This window comes from Ilyobacter polytropus DSM 2926, assembly GCF_000165505.1.
Classification (GTDB): Bacteria; Fusobacteriota; Fusobacteriia; order Fusobacteriales; family Fusobacteriaceae; genus Ilyobacter; species Ilyobacter polytropus.
In genome coordinates, this window is sequence record NC_014632.1 from 89429 (window position 1) to 106897 (window position 17469).

20 protein-coding genes are annotated in these 17469 nt (G+C 31.9%); 17 read left to right on the top strand and 3 right to left on the bottom strand.

The window, feature by feature from the left end; translation table 11 throughout:
* Positions 1 to 87: 87 nt before the first annotated feature.
* From ILYOP_RS00475 to ILYOP_RS00495, 5 genes are all read left to right on the top strand, one after another.
* Positions 88 to 738: a GntR family transcriptional regulator gene (locus ILYOP_RS00475; protein ID WP_013386544.1), complete on the top strand. Its 651-nt coding sequence runs from the start codon at positions 88 to 90 to the stop codon at positions 736 to 738.
* A 140-nt stretch (positions 739 to 878) separates the two neighbouring features.
* The gene (locus ILYOP_RS00480; protein WP_013386545.1) at positions 879 to 1073 is read left to right on the top strand and encodes a 4Fe-4S dicluster domain-containing protein; all 195 of its coding nucleotides are present in this window, start codon (positions 879 to 881) and stop codon (positions 1071 to 1073) included.
* A complete protein-coding gene (locus ILYOP_RS00485) occupies positions 1073 to 2206 on the top strand; it encodes a 2-oxoacid:acceptor oxidoreductase subunit alpha (RefSeq protein WP_013386546.1) in 1134 nt (377 codons plus the stop codon). Before ILYOP_RS00480 ends, ILYOP_RS00485 begins: the two co-directional genes overlap by 1 nt.
* A gap of 2 nt (positions 2207 to 2208) precedes the next feature.
* On the top strand, positions 2209 to 3033 hold the full coding sequence (locus tag ILYOP_RS00490; protein WP_013386547.1) for a 2-oxoacid:ferredoxin oxidoreductase subunit beta: 825 nt from the start codon (positions 2209 to 2211) through the stop codon (positions 3031 to 3033).
* A gap of 3 nt (positions 3034 to 3036) precedes the next feature.
* Complete coding sequence (locus ILYOP_RS00495) at positions 3037 to 3558, top strand: 2-oxoacid:acceptor oxidoreductase family protein (protein ID WP_013386548.1); 522 nt, start codon at positions 3037 to 3039, stop codon at positions 3556 to 3558.
* Positions 3559 to 3889: 331 nt separating this feature from the next.
* On the opposite strand, the gene ILYOP_RS00500 is transcribed toward ILYOP_RS00495, so the two are convergent.
* Positions 3890 to 4387 carry an RrF2 family transcriptional regulator gene (locus ILYOP_RS00500; RefSeq protein ID WP_013386549.1) on the bottom strand — a complete coding sequence of 166 codons (498 nt, stop codon included), beginning with the start codon at positions 4385 to 4387 and terminating at the stop codon, positions 3890 to 3892.
* 198 nt (positions 4388 to 4585) lie between these two features.
* Between ILYOP_RS00500 and ILYOP_RS00505 the strand changes: the two genes are divergently transcribed.
* The 3 genes from ILYOP_RS00505 to ILYOP_RS00515 all read left to right on the top strand — a co-directional run bounded on the left by ILYOP_RS00505 (position 4586) and on the right by ILYOP_RS00515 (position 6462).
* Positions 4586 to 4963, top strand: a complete 378-nt coding sequence (locus ILYOP_RS00505) for a pyridoxamine 5'-phosphate oxidase family protein (RefSeq protein ID WP_013386550.1) — start codon at positions 4586 to 4588, stop codon at positions 4961 to 4963.
* Between the two features lie 39 nt (positions 4964 to 5002).
* Positions 5003 to 5137, top strand: a complete 135-nt coding sequence (locus ILYOP_RS00510; protein WP_013386551.1) for a hypothetical protein — start codon at positions 5003 to 5005, stop codon at positions 5135 to 5137.
* A gap of 428 nt (positions 5138 to 5565) precedes the next feature.
* Positions 5566 to 6462 carry a DMT family transporter gene (locus ILYOP_RS00515; RefSeq protein ID WP_013386552.1) on the top strand — a complete coding sequence of 299 codons (897 nt, stop codon included), beginning with the start codon at positions 5566 to 5568 and terminating at the stop codon, positions 6460 to 6462.
* A gap of 211 nt (positions 6463 to 6673) precedes the next feature.
* Here ILYOP_RS00515 and ILYOP_RS00520 read toward each other — a convergent pair whose 3' ends face one another.
* Together ILYOP_RS00520 and ILYOP_RS00525 are read right to left on the bottom strand one after the other, a co-directional pair.
* On the bottom strand, positions 6674 to 7372 hold the full coding sequence (locus ILYOP_RS00520; protein ID WP_013386553.1) for a flavodoxin family protein: 699 nt from the start codon (positions 7370 to 7372) through the stop codon (positions 6674 to 6676).
* Between the two features lie 33 nt (positions 7373 to 7405).
* The gene (locus ILYOP_RS00525; RefSeq protein ID WP_013386554.1) at positions 7406 to 7801 is read right to left on the bottom strand and encodes a pyridoxamine 5'-phosphate oxidase family protein; all 396 of its coding nucleotides are present in this window, start codon (positions 7799 to 7801) and stop codon (positions 7406 to 7408) included.
* 160 nt (positions 7802 to 7961) lie between these two features.
* On the opposite strand from ILYOP_RS00525, the gene ILYOP_RS00530 reads away from it, so the two are divergent.
* The 9 genes from ILYOP_RS00530 to ILYOP_RS00570 all read left to right on the top strand — a co-directional run bounded on the left by ILYOP_RS00530 (position 7962) and on the right by ILYOP_RS00570 (position 17305).
* On the top strand, positions 7962 to 8318 hold the full coding sequence (locus ILYOP_RS00530) for a winged helix-turn-helix transcriptional regulator (protein ID WP_041921048.1): 357 nt from the start codon (positions 7962 to 7964) through the stop codon (positions 8316 to 8318).
* 748 nt (positions 8319 to 9066) lie between these two features.
* On the top strand, positions 9067 to 10248 hold the full coding sequence (locus ILYOP_RS00535) for a M20 metallopeptidase family protein (RefSeq protein ID WP_013386556.1): 1182 nt from the start codon (positions 9067 to 9069) through the stop codon (positions 10246 to 10248).
* Positions 10249 to 10283: 35 nt separating this feature from the next.
* A complete protein-coding gene (locus ILYOP_RS00540) occupies positions 10284 to 11459 on the top strand; it encodes a M24 family metallopeptidase (protein WP_013386557.1) in 1176 nt (391 codons plus the stop codon).
* A gap of 57 nt (positions 11460 to 11516) precedes the next feature.
* Positions 11517 to 12053: a TRAP transporter small permease gene (locus tag ILYOP_RS00545; protein ID WP_013386558.1), complete on the top strand. Its 537-nt coding sequence runs from the start codon at positions 11517 to 11519 to the stop codon at positions 12051 to 12053.
* A gap of 53 nt (positions 12054 to 12106) precedes the next feature.
* Positions 12107 to 13387: a TRAP transporter large permease gene (locus ILYOP_RS00550; protein WP_013386559.1), complete on the top strand. Its 1281-nt coding sequence runs from the start codon at positions 12107 to 12109 to the stop codon at positions 13385 to 13387.
* 78 nt (positions 13388 to 13465) lie between these two features.
* On the top strand, positions 13466 to 14518 hold the full coding sequence (locus tag ILYOP_RS00555; RefSeq protein WP_013386560.1) for a TRAP transporter substrate-binding protein: 1053 nt from the start codon (positions 13466 to 13468) through the stop codon (positions 14516 to 14518).
* A 94-nt stretch (positions 14519 to 14612) separates the two neighbouring features.
* On the top strand, positions 14613 to 15341 hold the full coding sequence (locus tag ILYOP_RS00560) for a maleate cis-trans isomerase family protein (protein WP_013386561.1): 729 nt from the start codon (positions 14613 to 14615) through the stop codon (positions 15339 to 15341).
* A 67-nt stretch (positions 15342 to 15408) separates the two neighbouring features.
* Positions 15409 to 16077 carry a GntR family transcriptional regulator gene (locus tag ILYOP_RS00565; protein WP_013386562.1) on the top strand — a complete coding sequence of 223 codons (669 nt, stop codon included), beginning with the start codon at positions 15409 to 15411 and terminating at the stop codon, positions 16075 to 16077.
* Positions 16078 to 16129: 52 nt separating this feature from the next.
* Positions 16130 to 17305, top strand: coding sequence for a trans-sulfuration enzyme family protein (locus ILYOP_RS00570; protein WP_013386563.1), 1176 nt, complete (start codon positions 16130 to 16132; stop codon positions 17303 to 17305).
* Positions 17306 to 17469 lie beyond the last annotated feature (164 nt).

Here is a 17469-nt window from a genome sequence, read left to right on the forward strand (position 1 = left end):
TTTCTTCAAAAGTGATATAATGTATTGAAGAAAAGAGGTTAGGTCAGCTGAATCAATATAAAAATTTTAGAATTGAGGTATATTAAAATGATAGAAAAGCAATTGGCTTATAAATACAAACTTTATGAAAAAATTAAGGAAGATATAATAACTGGGGTATATTCTCAGGGAGAAGTTTTAAACGAAAGAAAGTTATCAAAAACAATGGGAATTAGCAGAACTCCTGTTAGAGAGGCTTTACAGTTATTAAGTCACGATGGCTGGGTAGTCAATGAAATATATAAAGGAACAGTCGTTAGGACATTTGAAGAAGGTTATGTTCTTAATACTTTGAAAGTAAGAACAGCTTTAGAATTATTAGCAATTGAAGATGCTATTTTATATATGAATAATCAAGGTATTGAAGAGATAGATGAGATAATATATAGACAAGAAAAATCTTTAATAGATTACAATCCAACCGAATTTATGAAATTAGATAGAGAATTTCATGATAAAATATATAGTTTTAGTAAAAATAATGTTTTAATCGATTTGTTGAAAAATTTTAATGATATTATACGTTATTTTGGGATTCAAGCTCTAACGATACCTGAAAGAAATTTACATACACTAAAAGAACATAAAAATATAGTATCTGAAATGAAAAATAAAAATATAGAGGAAGCAAAAAAAACAATGGAAACTCACATGCTAATGACAGGAAGCGCAATTTTTGAATATAGTGGAAAAAAATAGATTGAAGGAATAATTTTAAATAAGAAAGACTCCTATTTTACGGGGGATTTTTCTAAAGATACACGTAAATTAAATGTTAAATCCATAGGGGGACCATTTGGAACCCCCTTTTAAATTGGTGTTTATATAAGGAGGCCAGCGTGGAAGAAAAAGTACTTGTTGTAAAAAAAGGGTTGTGTAAGGGCTGTGAAATCTGTGTTGAATTCTGTCCAAAGGATATTTTGGACATGAAAGATGGAAAAGTCAATGTTAAAAATATCAGTGCATGCATACAGTGTAATATGTGTGGTAAACTATGTCCTGATTATGCTATCGGTATTAGGAGGAATGGATAATGAGCAAAATTAAGTTTATGCAAGGAAACGAAGCGTGTGTTGAAGGTGCAATCGCTGCTGGAATGAAATTTTTTGCAGGGTATCCTATCACACCGTCAACTGAAGTTATGGAAAAATCTGCTGAAATGCTTCCTAAAGTTGAAGGAAAATTTATTCAGATGGAAGATGAGATTGCCGGTATAGCTGCTGCAATCGGTGGATCAATTGCAGGATCAAAGTCTATGACTGCAACAAGCGGACCTGGATTCTCACTTAAAATGGAAAACCTAGGATATGCAGTAATCGCCGAGATTCCTTTAGTTGTAGTAAACGTTCAGAGAAACGGGCCAAGTACAGGTCTTCCTACATCACCATCTCAAGGAGATATGATGCAGGCTAAATGGGGAACTCACGGTGACCATCCTGTAATTGCTCTTTCACCATCTACAGTGCAAGAGTGCTATTCTCTTACAGCTAGAGCCTTCAACCTTGCTGAAAAATATAGAATGCCTGTTCTTTTCATGCTAGATGAGGTTGTTGGACATATGAGAGAAAAAGTGGTTTTAGACACGACTCTTATTGAGGAAATAGTAGACAGAGCGAAGCCTGCAAAAGACGATGCTTCTTATCTTCCTTACGGAGTTTCAGGAGACGAACTTGTTCCTAAAATGTCTTCATTTGGAGAGGGACACAGATACCATATCACAGGTCTTGTGCATGACGAGACAGGTTTCCCTACAAACAGTACAAAAGTAGCAGATAAGTTAATGACAAGATTAATGGATAAAGTTGAAAAAAATAAAGATGACATTATTCAGTATGAAGAGTACATGATGGAAGATGCTGAATATGTTATATTCTCTTATGGAAGTACAGCCAGATCTTCAAAGCAGGCGGTTATGGACCTTAGAGAAAAAGGTATAAAAGCAGGACTATTCAGAGCCATTACAATCTGGCCTTTCCCTGAGGATAGAATCAGAGAATTAGCTCAAAAATCAAAAGGAATTCTTGTGGCTGAGATGAACCTTGGACAGATGGTACTTGAGGTTGAGCGTATTGCCAACGGAAGCTGTCCTGTAAAATTAATGGGTAAAGGTAACGGAGAGTTCATAAGCCCTGCTGAAATAGTTGAAAAATTTGGGGAGGTAATGTAATAATGGATACTTGTAAAAATAAAAGCTATTATAGAGAAGATAAATTACCTCACATCTGGTGTCCTGGATGTGCTCACGGTATAGTAATGCACGCACTGGTTAACGCCATAGAAAATATAGGTCTAAATAAAGACGACGTATGTGTAGTATCTGGAATAGGATGTTCATCTAGAGCTCCTGGATATTTAGATTTCAACACTTTACATACTACTCACGGAAGATCTCTTGCATTTGCTACAGGGATAAAGATGGCAAAACCTGGTATGAAAGTAATCGCACTAGGAGGAGACGGTGACTTCACTGCAATCGGAGGTAACCACTTAATCCATGCTGCAAGAAGAAACATCGACATCGCAGCAATTATTTTTAACAACAACATCTACGGAATGACAGGAGGTCAATTCTCTCCTACTACTCCTGTTGGTGATTATGCTACTACGACTCCAACTGGAAATATCGATCCGAACTTTGATATAGTAAAGCTTGTAGACGGTGCCGGAGCTAGTTATGTTGCAAGAGGTACTGCATATCACTTTGATGCTCTTGTAAAATTATTTGAAAATGCCATCAACCACAAAGGATTCTCTCTTGTAGAGGCTGTAAGTACTTGTCCTACAAGTTACGGAAGAAAAAACAAAGGATTCAAGGGAAATCCTGCAGCTATGCTTAAGTATATGAGAGACAACACTGTTCCTGTGGCTGCTGTTGCAAAACTTCCAAAGGAAAAAGTAGAAGGAAAGCTTGTTATCGGAGAATTCAAAAATGAGCAGAGACCTGAATACACAGAAGAATATCAAAAAATCATAGATAAAGTAAGAGGGGTGTAAGAAATGGCAAAGGAAATCAGATTAAGCGGTTCAGGTGGACAGGGTCTTATTTTGGCAGGTATCATCCTTGCAGAAGCTGCCTTACATCAGGGTAAAGTAGCTGTTCAGTCACAATCTTACGGTCCTGAGGCAAGAGGAGGAGCCAGTAAGTCAGAGGTAATCATAAGCGATACTGAGATTCTTTACCCGAAGGTAAATCATTCTGATATATTTCTTTCACTGACTCAGAAATCTTTTGATACATATTCAAGTGGAAACAAAGAAAATTGTATCATAGTAATCGATTCAAGTGTTAAGACTCCAGAAGGTTTAAATGTAGTAAAACTTCCTATTCTTGAAACAGCTAAGGAAAAAGTAGGAAACTCAATAGTTGCAAACATTGTATCTCTAGGTGCCATACAGGCAGCTACAAATATTGTAGACAGAGATGTTCTAGAAGAGGCTATCCTTGGAAGAGTTCCGGCCCATGTAAAAGAGCTAAATAAAAAGGCATTCCAGGCTGGTATTGATTTAGTTAATCTATAAGGATTTTAGATTTTAAAGAATCCGAAGATCAACCACTACTAAAGAAGTCTGTTTGAGGGCTTCAAAAATTATATGTAGTTTCTTTTTTTTATTAATGGGACTTCAGCTCGAGCTTATTTTTGTAATTCAAGAAATAATAAAAATAAATATAATACCCAAAGATTAGGCACTTTTCGGAGTGCTTTTTTTTATGTTTAAAATCTAGATATTATTACAATTAGACCTTGGCTGAAATATATTATGTTATTAAAACAAAAAAGGGCGCCCAAAATGGACGTCCTAGTTAATAGTTAGGAATATAATTTAAATTGGGAAATCTTAAATGAATCTATTAATTTGGAGTGAACCATTTTTTTGTAGCCTCTATTCTTGTTTCAGAAACTTCTTCTTTAACTTTTTCATTTAGCCAGTATAAAGATTTCTCTCTTAGATATATTCTCATTTGTTCTTCTGCATCTAACATAACATTTTTTATTATACACGGGCAATCTCCTGAATATTTTTCAACTTCTTCTTCAGTGTTTATAACTGTGCTTTTTAGGATTCCAGCACATTGAAAAAGATTAGAATTGCCTTCTATTGCTTCAATCACATCCCAAAAACTAATATCCTTAGAATCTCGTGCAAGTTCATATCCACCTTTAACTCCAGGGGTAGATCTTACAATTCCAGATTTTTTAAGTTTAGTGAATACTTTAGAAAGATATGTTTCTGAAATTCCTTGAAAAGTAGATAATTCCTTAACGGAAATAGCCTTTCCTTCTGGGTGATCAACTAGATATAATAAACAGTGCAATCCATATTCTACTCCAATACTAAACTGCAACATTATCCTCCTTATATAAAATGATTTTTTAAAGCCTAGTTCATTTAATATTTGTTTTTGACCCATATTATAACATATAGATACGTTATATAAAATATTAAAAATAATTGACAAGGAATAAAAAGAGTGTTATATTCTAATTATAGATATTGTAGATATATGTTATCTATAATATTGTACTGAATTACAAGGAGGAAAAAAATGTTGAATGAAAAATTATTAGAAATCTTATCCCATGAGGTAGATAGTGCTGTAACAATTGTTTCTGAAGGGGAAAATGGACCACATTTAGTCAATACATGGAATAGTTATATACAAGTAGTTGAAGAAAATAAATTATTGATTCCAGCAGCTGGTTTCATTAAAACTGAGAAGAATTTATTGAAAAATAATAAATTGAGACTTTCAATTTGTAATCGTAACGTGGATGGATACAGAGGTCAAGGAACAGGTGTAATAGTAGAAGGGACTGGTGAAATTATAAAATCAGGAGAATACTTTGATTTTATGAAAGAAAAATTTGACTGGGCAAGGGCTATTTTAGTTGTAAATATTGATGTTGCTAAACAAACTTTTTAATTTTACAAGACGGCTATTAAAGAATATGTAGGATTGAAAATGAATATAAAAGAAAAGATTATAAAATTATTGAAAGACTCTGATCCACTAAGATCTGGTGAAATAGCTAAAAAGATAGGAGAAGAAAAAAATGAAGTAGATAAAGCTATAAAAGAATTAAAAAAGAACAAATAATAATTTCTCCAAAAAGATGCTGTTGTTCAGTAAAAAATTAACAAGACATTCAGTAGTTAAATGGTTATATATTAAAAAGGGTATTTTAAAACCTCAAAAACATACTTGAATACTAAAAAAATTACACTCAAATTTTGGTTATAATTTAATATGAAAAATAACAATACGAAATATAGTTCCCGGAATGGTAAAAGCACTCTTGATAGTGCTTTTTTACATTTTAACCAAGGTTTAAATGTTATGATTTCAATATGACTTTAAGAAAACTGTCCAACTTATTGTAGCCTATCCAGATCATATTAAAAAAATAGGACTCTAAAGAGTGTAATGCTCTAAGTTGATTGAAAATATGGTATAATACAGTTAGAAATAATTTTAATAATGATAATGTATAATTAAATTTTATAGAATATTATAGGGGGATTAGGATGGAAAAAAAAGGATATGGTCTTGCATTTCTAGCAGGAGTTGCATGGGGTACATTGGGAATTATTTCGAATTATTTAGGGCAAACGGGAGTGGGATCTTTTGAAGTGGCTTTTTTAAGGTTGTTTTTTGCATTTTTATCTATGTTTATTTTTTATTTGATAGCGGATGTAAATAAAATAAAGATAAGAAGGGAAGGTGTAAAACACACTCTTTTAATTGGAATTATAACTCAGGTAACAATGAGTTTAGCAGTGTTTAAGTGTATATCAATGACGTCAACAACAGTTGCAATAATGATGGTATGTCTAGGGCCGCTTTTTACAGCAATATTATCGATGATATTTTTTAATGAAAAAATAACTTTATTTAAGGGCTTAGCTTTATTTTTAGCATTTTATGGAGCATTTCTTATGATAACATCGGGAGATTTTTCTGTATTAAAAGCCAACGGAGCTGGAATTTTTGTTGGACTTATATCAGCATTAGCATATGGTTTTTTTCCAATATTAAGTAAGAATATTCCTAAAGAATGTAATTTAACAGGTATAATTATGTATAGTTTTTTGGTAGGATCTATTTGTATCTTTCCAATTATAGATACAAAAATGATTTTACAGGCCTTGAGTTTTAATATGATATGTTTTTCAATTATATTAGGGATAGTTCCGACAATTCTTTCTTTCAATTTTTATTCTAAAGCAATTAAATACACAACACCTACAAAAGCTGGGATAGTTACTCTTGTGGAACTTCCAACAGCTGCTATTATAGGTCATTTTTTCTTGGAAGAATACCTTTTTACTATAAATGTAGTAGGTATTATTATATTATTAGTCGGTATAATGATCTCTAAAATTGACTTAACTAATAAAAAAATAATACTAGACAAAGTATAATAAATTTTGATTTACTGAAACTAATTTTTTTATATTTTCACCTTAATTTAAGTTCAAGTTGTCCTTTTGTAAAAAATATGATTTTCATAAAAAATAAAATACTATAGTTTTTAGAATTCTTTAGAAATAACCAAGGTCTAAGTGTAATGTCTGCACTTAGACCTTGGTTGAAACAGAAAAATTAAATAACTAGAGAAAATTATATTTAGATTTATTTACGACCAATATCTTGCATTCGGGCGATTACCTCTTTGGTAAGTTCACTTGGAACATATTCATCCTCTCTATTAATTAACTTACCTAATTTTACACCGACTTCTTTACCTTTTTTCCAAACATCTTGATTTTCAACATTAATACAGTTGTGTGATCCAGCAGTGGCTTCTTCTCCATGAAGAGCTTTTACAGCACTTGTTTCACAAATATCCCCTCTTCCGCAAGTATTACAAGGTAATGAACCTGTGATATCAAGAGCTTCTACATGTTTCATATTTTCAATGATAGATTCTACAACTAATGCTCTATGAGCTGTCTTTTGAGCATCTATATCAATAGAAGAAACTATTGAAACTAAAAATTTTCCAGATAAATGACCACCATTATGATGAAGAGAGAAAAATCTTTCTAAAAGCGCCTTTGTAAAACCATCGATGATTCCATAAGGAGTATAGCTTGCAATTACTATCGAATCAGAGTTTCTAACTTTTTCAGCAATTTCTAAAAAGTCATCTTTCACAACGCAAGTATTATCTTCTACACAGCCCTTACATGCGATACATGGTTTTATATTGTAGTGACTTAATTTAATAAACTCATATTCTTGACCACTATTTTCTAACACTTGTTTTAATAATCTATCGGTGTTACTATTTTTTACTGGACTTCCAGAAAAACCAATTATTTTCCCCATTTTAATACTCCCCCTTTTTTATATTAAATTCATTTAAGAAATTTTTGTTCCTGCATTAGGTCCAGCACTTTGGTCGTAAATAGCTGTCGGATTGAAAGTCCACACTGCCTGAGTAGGCAAGCCTAATTTTTTCAGCTCCTCTGCTACTGTATCAAATAAATTACCGCTTATTTGTCTTTCGATAACAGTTGCATTTACCAGGTAAGATTCAGTTCCCTTTACTGCTAAAACAGCAATATTTTTATTTGTTTCAAGGTTTTTAGCAGTTTTTTTCATTAAAACTTCAGCAGCACATAACAGATCTCCTGCTGGAGCCATAATACTTCCTACTACAATTGAGTGTGGGATTCCCTGCGAATCAACAGTTGTTAAAACTTTTGAAGCTTCCCTGTCATTTAATAAATTCATAACATTTTCCGGCATTTTCATTGATAGCTCTCCTTTTAAACTTTATTTTTTTATTCGTTGACTTTTGAATAATTTCATTATAAGCTTAAGATATCCAAAAAACAAGTACAAACATTTTTAATACTTAGTATGTAAAACATACTTAAAGCTAAGGAAGGAGCGAAACCAATTGGAACAATTAATGCAAGAATGTAAGGAATGTAAGGTCATTGAAGAGTTAAGAAGTAAGTTGTGTTCTGTTTGTTTAACCCAGAGATTAATAAGGGGCAAATGGAAAATTTTAATTATTTTCCTATTAAAAGATGGTGCCTTAAGATTTTCACACATAAAAAAATCTATACCTAAAGTAACTCAAGCTTATTTAAGTAGTCAGCTAAAAGAGTTGGAAGCTACGGGAATAATTGTTAGACATTCTTATAATCAAGTGCCTCCAAAAGTTGAATATTATTTAACAGATGAGGGAAAATCTTTTATTGAAGTAATTGATAACATGCACTTTTGGGGAGTGGACTATATAAATAAAAATTTGAAAAAATAAAATATCTTTAGAATATTTTTAAAGGTCTGGATTAAAATTAATAATTACGGGATTTAAAAAATTGGATATAATATCAAGCACTCTTATGAGTGCCCTTTTGTAATTAGATCTTGGTTAAAATATCATAAATTCTTCTATTTTATAGAGAGATTTTTTTGATTACTCAATTTTTTAAGATACGCATATAGTCAAAAGAAAATAAGCCCCACCCAGACTAATATATTTAGTGAATGGTTTAGCTTTATTATATATATTTGCTAAACGTTGTTAATAAGTGTTAAAGTTATTTAAATTGAATTGAAATTATTTTATAAATTTAAGATATAAGAGAATAAATTAATTATACAGTTCAATCTTTATAATATCTTATTAGAAAAAAGAGACTTCTCTTTCATGCCCTAAAAAGATATATGAATTATTATAAAATAATATAAAAATAGAATAATATTCATCTAAGTAAAGGGCATCTTTGTAAGAAAAGATAAGGTCAGCCTTATTTTACCCTTCAAAGATATAAAGTCATATTACTTTCATTTGATTTTTAAATGGGAGTAGTCTGACTTTTTTATTTTGAATTATTTTACAGAAAATCATTCGATAACCAATTATTATTCTATTTAGGAGACCATTTTATATAAAATGGTTATTTAATTCAAAATAAATATTGTCGACAATAGACAATAGACAATTTTTGTTAAACTTAAATAATAAAACTTGGTTAAGTTTTCAGTAGCAGGAGGGGTTGTGCGTGGACATAATAAGAGAGATAGAAGATTTAAGAGAAGAATTGATAAACTTAAGAAGAGATTTCCATAAACATCCTGAATTGGGATTCCAGGAATTTAGAACTTCAGAAATAATAACAAACTATCTTAAGGAGTTAGGCATTGAAGTAAAATCAGGAATTGCAAAAACAGGCGTAGTAGGATTGTTAAAAGGTAAAAGTCCAGGGCGTACTGTCTTACTTCGTGCAGATATGGACGCTTTAGCTATACAAGAAGAAGTAGATACCACTTATAAATCTGTCCATGATGGAAAGATGCACGCCTGTGGTCATGACGGTCATATAGCAATGCTTTTAATTGCAGCTAAAATCTTAGTGAAGTATAAAGATGAGATAAACGGAAATATAAAATTTCTTTTTCAACCAAATGAAGAAGAAGCAGGAGCAAGAGCCATGATAGACGAAGGTGTACTTGAAAATCCACATGTAGATGCTGCTTTTGCAATTCATCTATGGACTCCAATAGAATATAAAAATATAGGAGTTACACCTGGACCTGTAATGGCTGCCCATGATAATTTCAAGGTTACCATCAAAGGGAAGGGGGGACATACTTCATCACCACATATTTCAATTGACCCAATGATTGCGGCAGCAAATGTTATTCAATCCGTTCAAAGCATTCAAACAAGAGAAATAGATGTACTTTCTCCTACATCTATAATATTTGGAAAAATTAATGGAGGAACAGCATCTAATATTATTCCTGAAACAGTTGAATTAGAAGGTACTATTAGATATTTATATGAAGGTAAGGACAATAGTGAAGAAAAACCAAGAATTAGATTTGAAAGGATTGTGAGAAATGTTTGTAATTTGTACAGAACAGAGTATGAATTACAGATAATGCCAAGCAGTTATGCAGTAATAAATAATGATAAATTGACTAATATTGCCATGGATGAATCCAGTATGATAGTAAATAGAAATGGTGGAAAAATCGTTTCGTATATTTGTATGGCAGGAGAAGATTTTTCGGAATTCTCTAGTGAAGTACCAAGTACTTTGATTTTTGTAGGAGCTGGTAATAAAGCAAAGGAAGCTCATTATCCTCATCATCATCCAAGGTTTGATATAGACGAAGATGCATTGGCTGTAGGGGTAGAACTACATGTTAGAAATGTAATTGCGTTTTTAAAAAGATAAAAAAATTATTATAAAATATAAGGGGGGGTATTACAATGATGCCATTTGAGAAAAAAGAATATTTGGAAAGAATGAAAAAAGTAAAAGAAAGTATGAATCATAAAGGAATAGAAGTCCTTTTAATTACGGATCCAGCAAATATTTGTTATCTTTCTGGTCATAATGCTTGGTCATTTTATGTACACCAAATTCTATTAGTTACATTAGATGATGAAATGCCAATTTTTATCGGAAGATACATGGATGCTTTCTGTGGGGTGGTAAAAACTACTTGGTTAGATGAAAATCATGTTAGAGCTTACCCAGATTATTATGTTCAAAGTTTAATAAAGCATCCAATGGATTACGTTTGTGATGTAGTTAAAGAATTGAATCTTGATAAAAAATCTATTGGAGTTGAAATGGATAATTATTATTTTACAGCTTCAGCGTATAAACATCTAGTACAAGGACTACCTGATGCTCGTTTTGTGGATGGTGATTTAGTTGTAAATTGGGTAAGAGTAATAAAATCGGATAAGGAAATTGAATTGCAAAGAAGAGCTGCTAAGATTGTTGAAAAAGCAATGCAAACGGCTATTGATTCATTAGAACCTGGAGCTAGAAAATGCGATGTAGCTGCAGACATACTTCATGCTCAAGTTAGTGGTACTCAAGAATTTGGCGGAGATTATACAAGTATTGTACCCCTTATGCCTTGTGGAGAAACCGCCGGAGCTCCTCATTTAACATGGGATGAAAGTAGATATACTGATAATACAGTAGTTGCAGTGGAATTGGCAGGCTGTCACCAAAGATATCATTCCCCAATGGCGAGAACTGTTTCTTTAGGAAAACCAAGTCCCAAAGTAGAAGAAATTGCTAAAATTACAATTGAAGGATTAAATGCAGCATTGGACGTTATTAAACCAGGCGTAACCTGCGAAGAGGTAGAATTAGCTTGGAGAAAGACTATAGGTAAGTATGGTATAGAAAAAGAATCTCGTATAGGATATTCTATGGGACTTAACTATCCACCTGATTGGGGTGAGCATACAATAAGTTTAAGACCAGGAGATAAAACTATTTTAAAACCTAATATGACGCTACACTGTATACCAGGTATGTACTTTGATGATTTTGGAGTATCAATTAGTGAAGCGCTAGTTGTTACAGAAAATGGATGTGAAACTTTAGCTAATTTTCCTCGTAAGTTATTTGTTAAAGAATAAACAAGTAATGCTAGGAATAGTTAGTATAAAATTTAGCCATTAGAAAGGAGCTATAATATGAATTTGATTAAAAAGGTAGATGATTTTACCCGTAAAATTGAAGAAGTAATATTAAGTTATGGAATTATTTTTATGGCTATAACCTTAATTGGAAATGTTATTAGTAGAACTTTGTTTAATAAAAGTTGGACATGGGCTGAGGAAGTGGGACAAATACTTGTAATATCAATTACCTTTGTAGGAACTAGTCATGCGGCAAGAGTGGGAAGACATATCAGAATGTCAGCTTTCTTTGACATGTTGTCTCAAAAAAATCAGAAGATATTAATATTGATTATGTCTTTAGTCACTTCTATTACAATGTTTTACTTAAGTTATTTATCTTTATTGTACACAATGAAAATATACTCTATAGGAAGAGTGACTCCTTCAATGAGACTTCCAATGTATAAAATAACTTCTGTAGTTGTATTTGGGTTTTTCTTGACAGGAATTCAATACTTAATAAATTTCATATTAAATATAAAAGAAAAAGACGTTTATATAGGAACGGAGAAAAAAATAGGTGATGAAGAGCTTATAAGTGGTTATTAAGTATACAATTTAAGCAAATTTATTCGCTAATCCTAATAAAGGAGGAGAGTAAGATGATAGTAACACTGATTGGAATTATGATAGTTTTATTATTATTGGGTTTCCCAATGTTAATGTCTATGATTGTGTCACCCTTAGCAGTTACACTAATATATTTTCCAAATATTAATGCGACACTGTTAATACAACAACTAGTAGCCGGAGTTCAACCTTTCGTTCTTTTAGCAGTACCGATGTTTATATTTGCAGCAGATATTATGTGTGCTGGTAAAACAGCAAATAGATTACTAGATTTTGTCGAAAAATTTGTTGGCCATATACATGGGGGCATGGCAATTACCACTGCAACTGCTTGCACATTGTTTGGGGCAATTTCAGGTTCAACTCAAGCAACAGTAGTAGCAATTGGAAAACCTATGCGCCAGAAATTATTGAAAATGGGTTACGATGATAGTGATGCTATGGCCTTAATAATTAATGCCAGTGATATTGCATTACTGATTCCACCAAGTATAGGAATGATCATGTACGCTGTGGTTACAGGAGCTTCAGTAGGGGAATTGTTTATAGCAGGGATTGGACCTGGACTAGTTCTTTTAGTTTGTTTTTCGATCTATAGTTATATTTTTGCCAGAAAGAATAATATTCCAAGAACCCCCAAAGCAAGTATTAAAGAAAAGATGAGAGCAACTAAAAAAGCATTATTACCTTTGGGATTTCCAGTAATAATTATTGGGGGAATTTATTCAGGTATTTTCAGCCCAACTGAAGCTGCAGCAGCCTCTGTGTTATACGCAGTAATTTTGGAAGTTGTGGTATACAAAGCTATAAAGATAAAAGAATTATATAATATTGCTTTATCCACTGGTTTAGTTACTGCAGCTGTTTTTATTCTAGTAGGTGGAGGACAAGCATTCTCATGGTTAATTTCTTATGCGAAGATTCCTCAAATGATGACTTCTGTGCTCTTGGGAGGAAGTCCATCACCATTAAGAATTTTATTAACAGTAACTATATTTTATTTCGTTGGTTGTATGTTTGTAGATCCGATTGTAGTAATTATCATCTTAACACCGATCTTTTATCCGCTAGCTATGGCTGCAGGTATTGATCCTATACATTTAGGTATACTTATCACATTGCAGTCAGCAATAGGTTCAGCAACACCACCATTTGGGTGCGATATTTTTACAGCCTGTGCGGTGTTTGAGAAACCATACCTGGAAGTAATAAGAAAAACACCGCCATATATATTTATATTAGTGGTAATTTCTATTATAATGATATTTTTTCCAGGAATTGCTCTGTTTTTCAGAGATTTAGTTTTTTCCTAGTTAAATCATTAGCAATATAAAATAAATAAATCCGTTTGGCAGGGGTGCTATACGAGATAATACAAGGGGGAGTAAATAATGATAAAAAAAATATCTTTGCTTATGTTAATTGTGATATTAACTCTTTCACTTTTTGGGTGCAGTGATGGTGGTTCTGCAAATAATGAAGCTTCTTCAGGTAAGCCAGTTACTTGGAGAATAACACATGAAGAAGTAGTTGGTAGCGTACAAGATGTTTATGCGAATAAATTTAAAGAGCTTATTGAAGAAAAATCAGCCGGAAAAATTAAAGTAGAGGTCTATCCAGTGGGTCAATTAGGAGACGGTGTTACCCAAGTTGAGCTCCTTCAAGATGGAGGTGTAGACTTTGCTATCAATAATCCTGGTGCAGTGGCAACAATAATTCCAGAAAATCAAGTGTTTTCACTACAGTTTCTTTTGTCCGATGATATGGATGTAAATCAAAAGGTAATGACAGAGGGTGCAGCTAAAGATGAACTTAATAATATTTATTTAAAGAAAGGCATTAAAGTGTTAGATTGGTTTACAGAAGGATTTCAAATGTGGACAGGAAACAAATCATTAACAAGTATTGATGATTTTAAAGGGTTTAAGATGAGAACAATGGCTTCTCCTATGATATCGGCAGGATATGAAGCATACGGTGCTAATCCCACACCAATACCTTATATGGAGGTTTACAGTAGTTTACAATTAAATATGATTGATGGACAAGTTAATCCTATCTTTGCTATAGAGGAAATGAAATTTTATGAAGTGCAAAAATATTTAATGATGTCTAAACAAAACACTTTTGTTGGTACCTTTTGCGTGAATCCTGATTTTTGGGATAAATTAGGGGATTCTGATAAAGGAATGGTTGAGAGTATAGTACCAGAACTAAACAAATATATTTTTGAAGTTCAGGAAAATTTAAATACAGAAAGACTGGAAAAAATTAAAGAGGTAAGTGATATACAAATTGTTGAACTTACAGATGGAGAAAGGGATTCTTTTAAGGAAGCAAGCATACCAGTTAGAGATGTTTATGTAAATGAGGTAGGAGAAAAAGGTAAAAAAATATTAGATTTATTGATTAAGGATGTAGAGAAATTTGAAAATGAGAAATAAACATTTAATTTAGAATCGGTAATACTGACAGATAAATATAAAATTAAGATATTATAATAACTTATTTTACTGTAATTTTACGGAGGAAGATTATATGAAAGATTTTTTATACGGAGAGAAATTAAAGATAGGACTTATTTATCCCTGTGGTGGGTGGGTTATGGAGCCAGAGTTTTATGATATGTCTCCAGTGGGAGTATCTACATATACAACCCGAGTTTTATTAGATAATGTTAATGAAAATGAGTTAACTAAAGTTGGTGACAGGGCTATCCGTGCTACTAAATTGCTATGCAAAGCTCCCGTAGATATAGTTGCATTAGGATGTACCAGTGGTAGCTTTATAGGTGGGGCCAAGTATGATGAGGAATTGATAAAAAAAATGGAGAAAGCTTCAGAGGGAGTACCTTGTCTAACTACATCTTCAGCCGTTGTTGCGGCATTAAAAAATCTAAATATAAAAAAAGTAGCATTAGCGACTCCGTACACTAATGATGTAAATATGCGATGTAAAATATTTTTAGAAGAATATGGATTTGAGATTACAAATATTTGTGGGTTAGGATTAACAAATGATTCTGAGATTGATAGACAAAAATTGGAAGTTATTTACAAATTAGCTAAAGATGCAGATACTACCGATGCAGAGGCAGTGGCTATATTATGTACTGGTGTTAGAAGCATACCTATTTTACAGGATTTAGAAACAGATTTAGGTAAACCAGTTATATCTGCTGTTCAGGCTACATTTTGGCATTGTCTTTGCATGGCGGGAGTTAAGGAAAAGATATCTGGTTATGGAAGTTTATTAGAAAGTATTTAAAGGATAATTAAAAAAATAATCTATTTTGAAATAGAAATTTTACATTATTATAATTAGGAGCGGAAACATGATAATTAAAAGTAAATTTTTTCATGAAAATCTCAGTGATAAAGTTGTAGAGTTTATTAAACAAAAAATTTTTACAGGTGAGTATAAGAAAGGACACCATATTTTAGAACAGGAAATAGCTAATGAATTAAATATAAGTAGAGCACCAGTAAGGGAAGGAATAAAATTATTGCAAAATCAAGAATTAATTAAATTTATACCAAGAAAAGGTAATTATGTAAATGAATTTACGATGGAAGATATAAAAGAAATTTATGACATAAGGTTATTAATAGAGACTAGCGTTTTTGAAATATTAATTAATGAAAAAAAATTAACAGAAGAGGATTTTCAAAACCTAATAAAAATTATTGATGAAATGGTTGAATTAGCTAAAAAAGAAGGTGAATTATCAACAAAAATCATGAATTTAAATAAAAAAGACATGGAATTTCATAGATATATTTGGAATAAATCTGGAAGCAACAGGAGAATAAGGATTTTATCAACTTTATATACTCAGTTACAACTAGCTATGATTATAGATACAAAATTAGCAGGAAATCTAGAAAATACTGCAAAAGAGCATTATGCAATAATAGAATATTTAAGACAAGGGGATTTAGATAGCTGTATAAAAGCCTTTGAAGATCATATATTAATATACAGAAATAAAAATAATCAATAGGTAGCATAATTTATACATATAAATAATTTTAAATTAAAAGGAGTGTTTAAATATGAAAATTAATACAGATTTACTTCATGCACAACAAAAACATGACCCGGTAACAGGTTCTCATGTGAGTCCATTATATCAAACTTCTACATTTGTACTTCCAAATTTTGACGAAGCTGTAAGATTAAATCAGAATATTGATCAAGGATTTGTATATAGTAGATTTGGAAATCCAACAGTTGATGAATTTGAAAGAAAGGTGGCTCATTTAGAACAAGCAGAAGCCGCCGTAGCATCTGCTTCAGGTTTAGGAGCCATAACACTAGCCGTAATGTCATTAGTAAAGACCGGAGATCATGTTATTTTTGGTGATGTTATTTATGGATGTACATTTGCCTTATTTACAAAAATATTACCATCTCTTGGTGTCGCATATACTATTGTAGATACAACAAACCCTGAGGCTATAGAAGCAGCAATTAAGCCTAATACCGTACTGGTATATGTAGAAACACCAGCAAATCCAACTCTTAAAATAAGTGATATAGAAGCTGTTTCAAAAGTAACGAAAAAACATGAAAAAGTAAAGCTTGTTGTGGATAGTACATTTGCATCACCATATCTACAAAATCCAATTGTTTTAGGTGCTGATATGGTTGTACACAGTGCAACCAAATATCTTTGTGGACATGGGACGGTAACTGCAGGAGTTCTTGCAGGAAGTAAAGAATTAATTGATAGAGCTAAAATGCCGTATCTTCAGTGTTTTGGATCTGTTTTGGATCCATTTGCAGCATGGACAATTATGCAGGGGATGAAAACGTTGGGTGTTAGAATGGAAAAACATTGCTCTAATGCAATGAAGGTTGCGGAATTCCTTGATAATCATCCAATGGTAGATAAGGTATATTATCCAGGTTTACCGTCCCATGAAAGTCATGAGACTGCCAAAAAACAAATGAAAGATTTTGGAGCAATGATGAGTGTTGATATAAAAGGTGGAATTGATTCATGTAGAACTGTAATGAATTCAGTAAAAGTATTTAGTCTTGCAACAAGTCTTGGAAATGTAGATTCGTTGATTCAACATTCTCCAACTATGAGTCACTTTGACATGACTCTAGAAGAAAGATGTAAAGTTAATATCTTTGATGGTCAAGTACGAATTTCAGTAGGAATTGAAGATGTTGAAGATTTAATAGAAGATTTAGATCAAGCACTTAAATCTATTAAATAATTAACTAATCTAATACCTTTTATTCTCGAAAGAACTACTTTAGAATTAATCTAAACCTCTTTACACAAAGTATAAGACCAATTGTGGTAATATATTGCTGTAAGGGGGTGTTTTTTATGAAAAGAAAATAATGTTCAAAAAATTACAATGAACAGAAAATATAT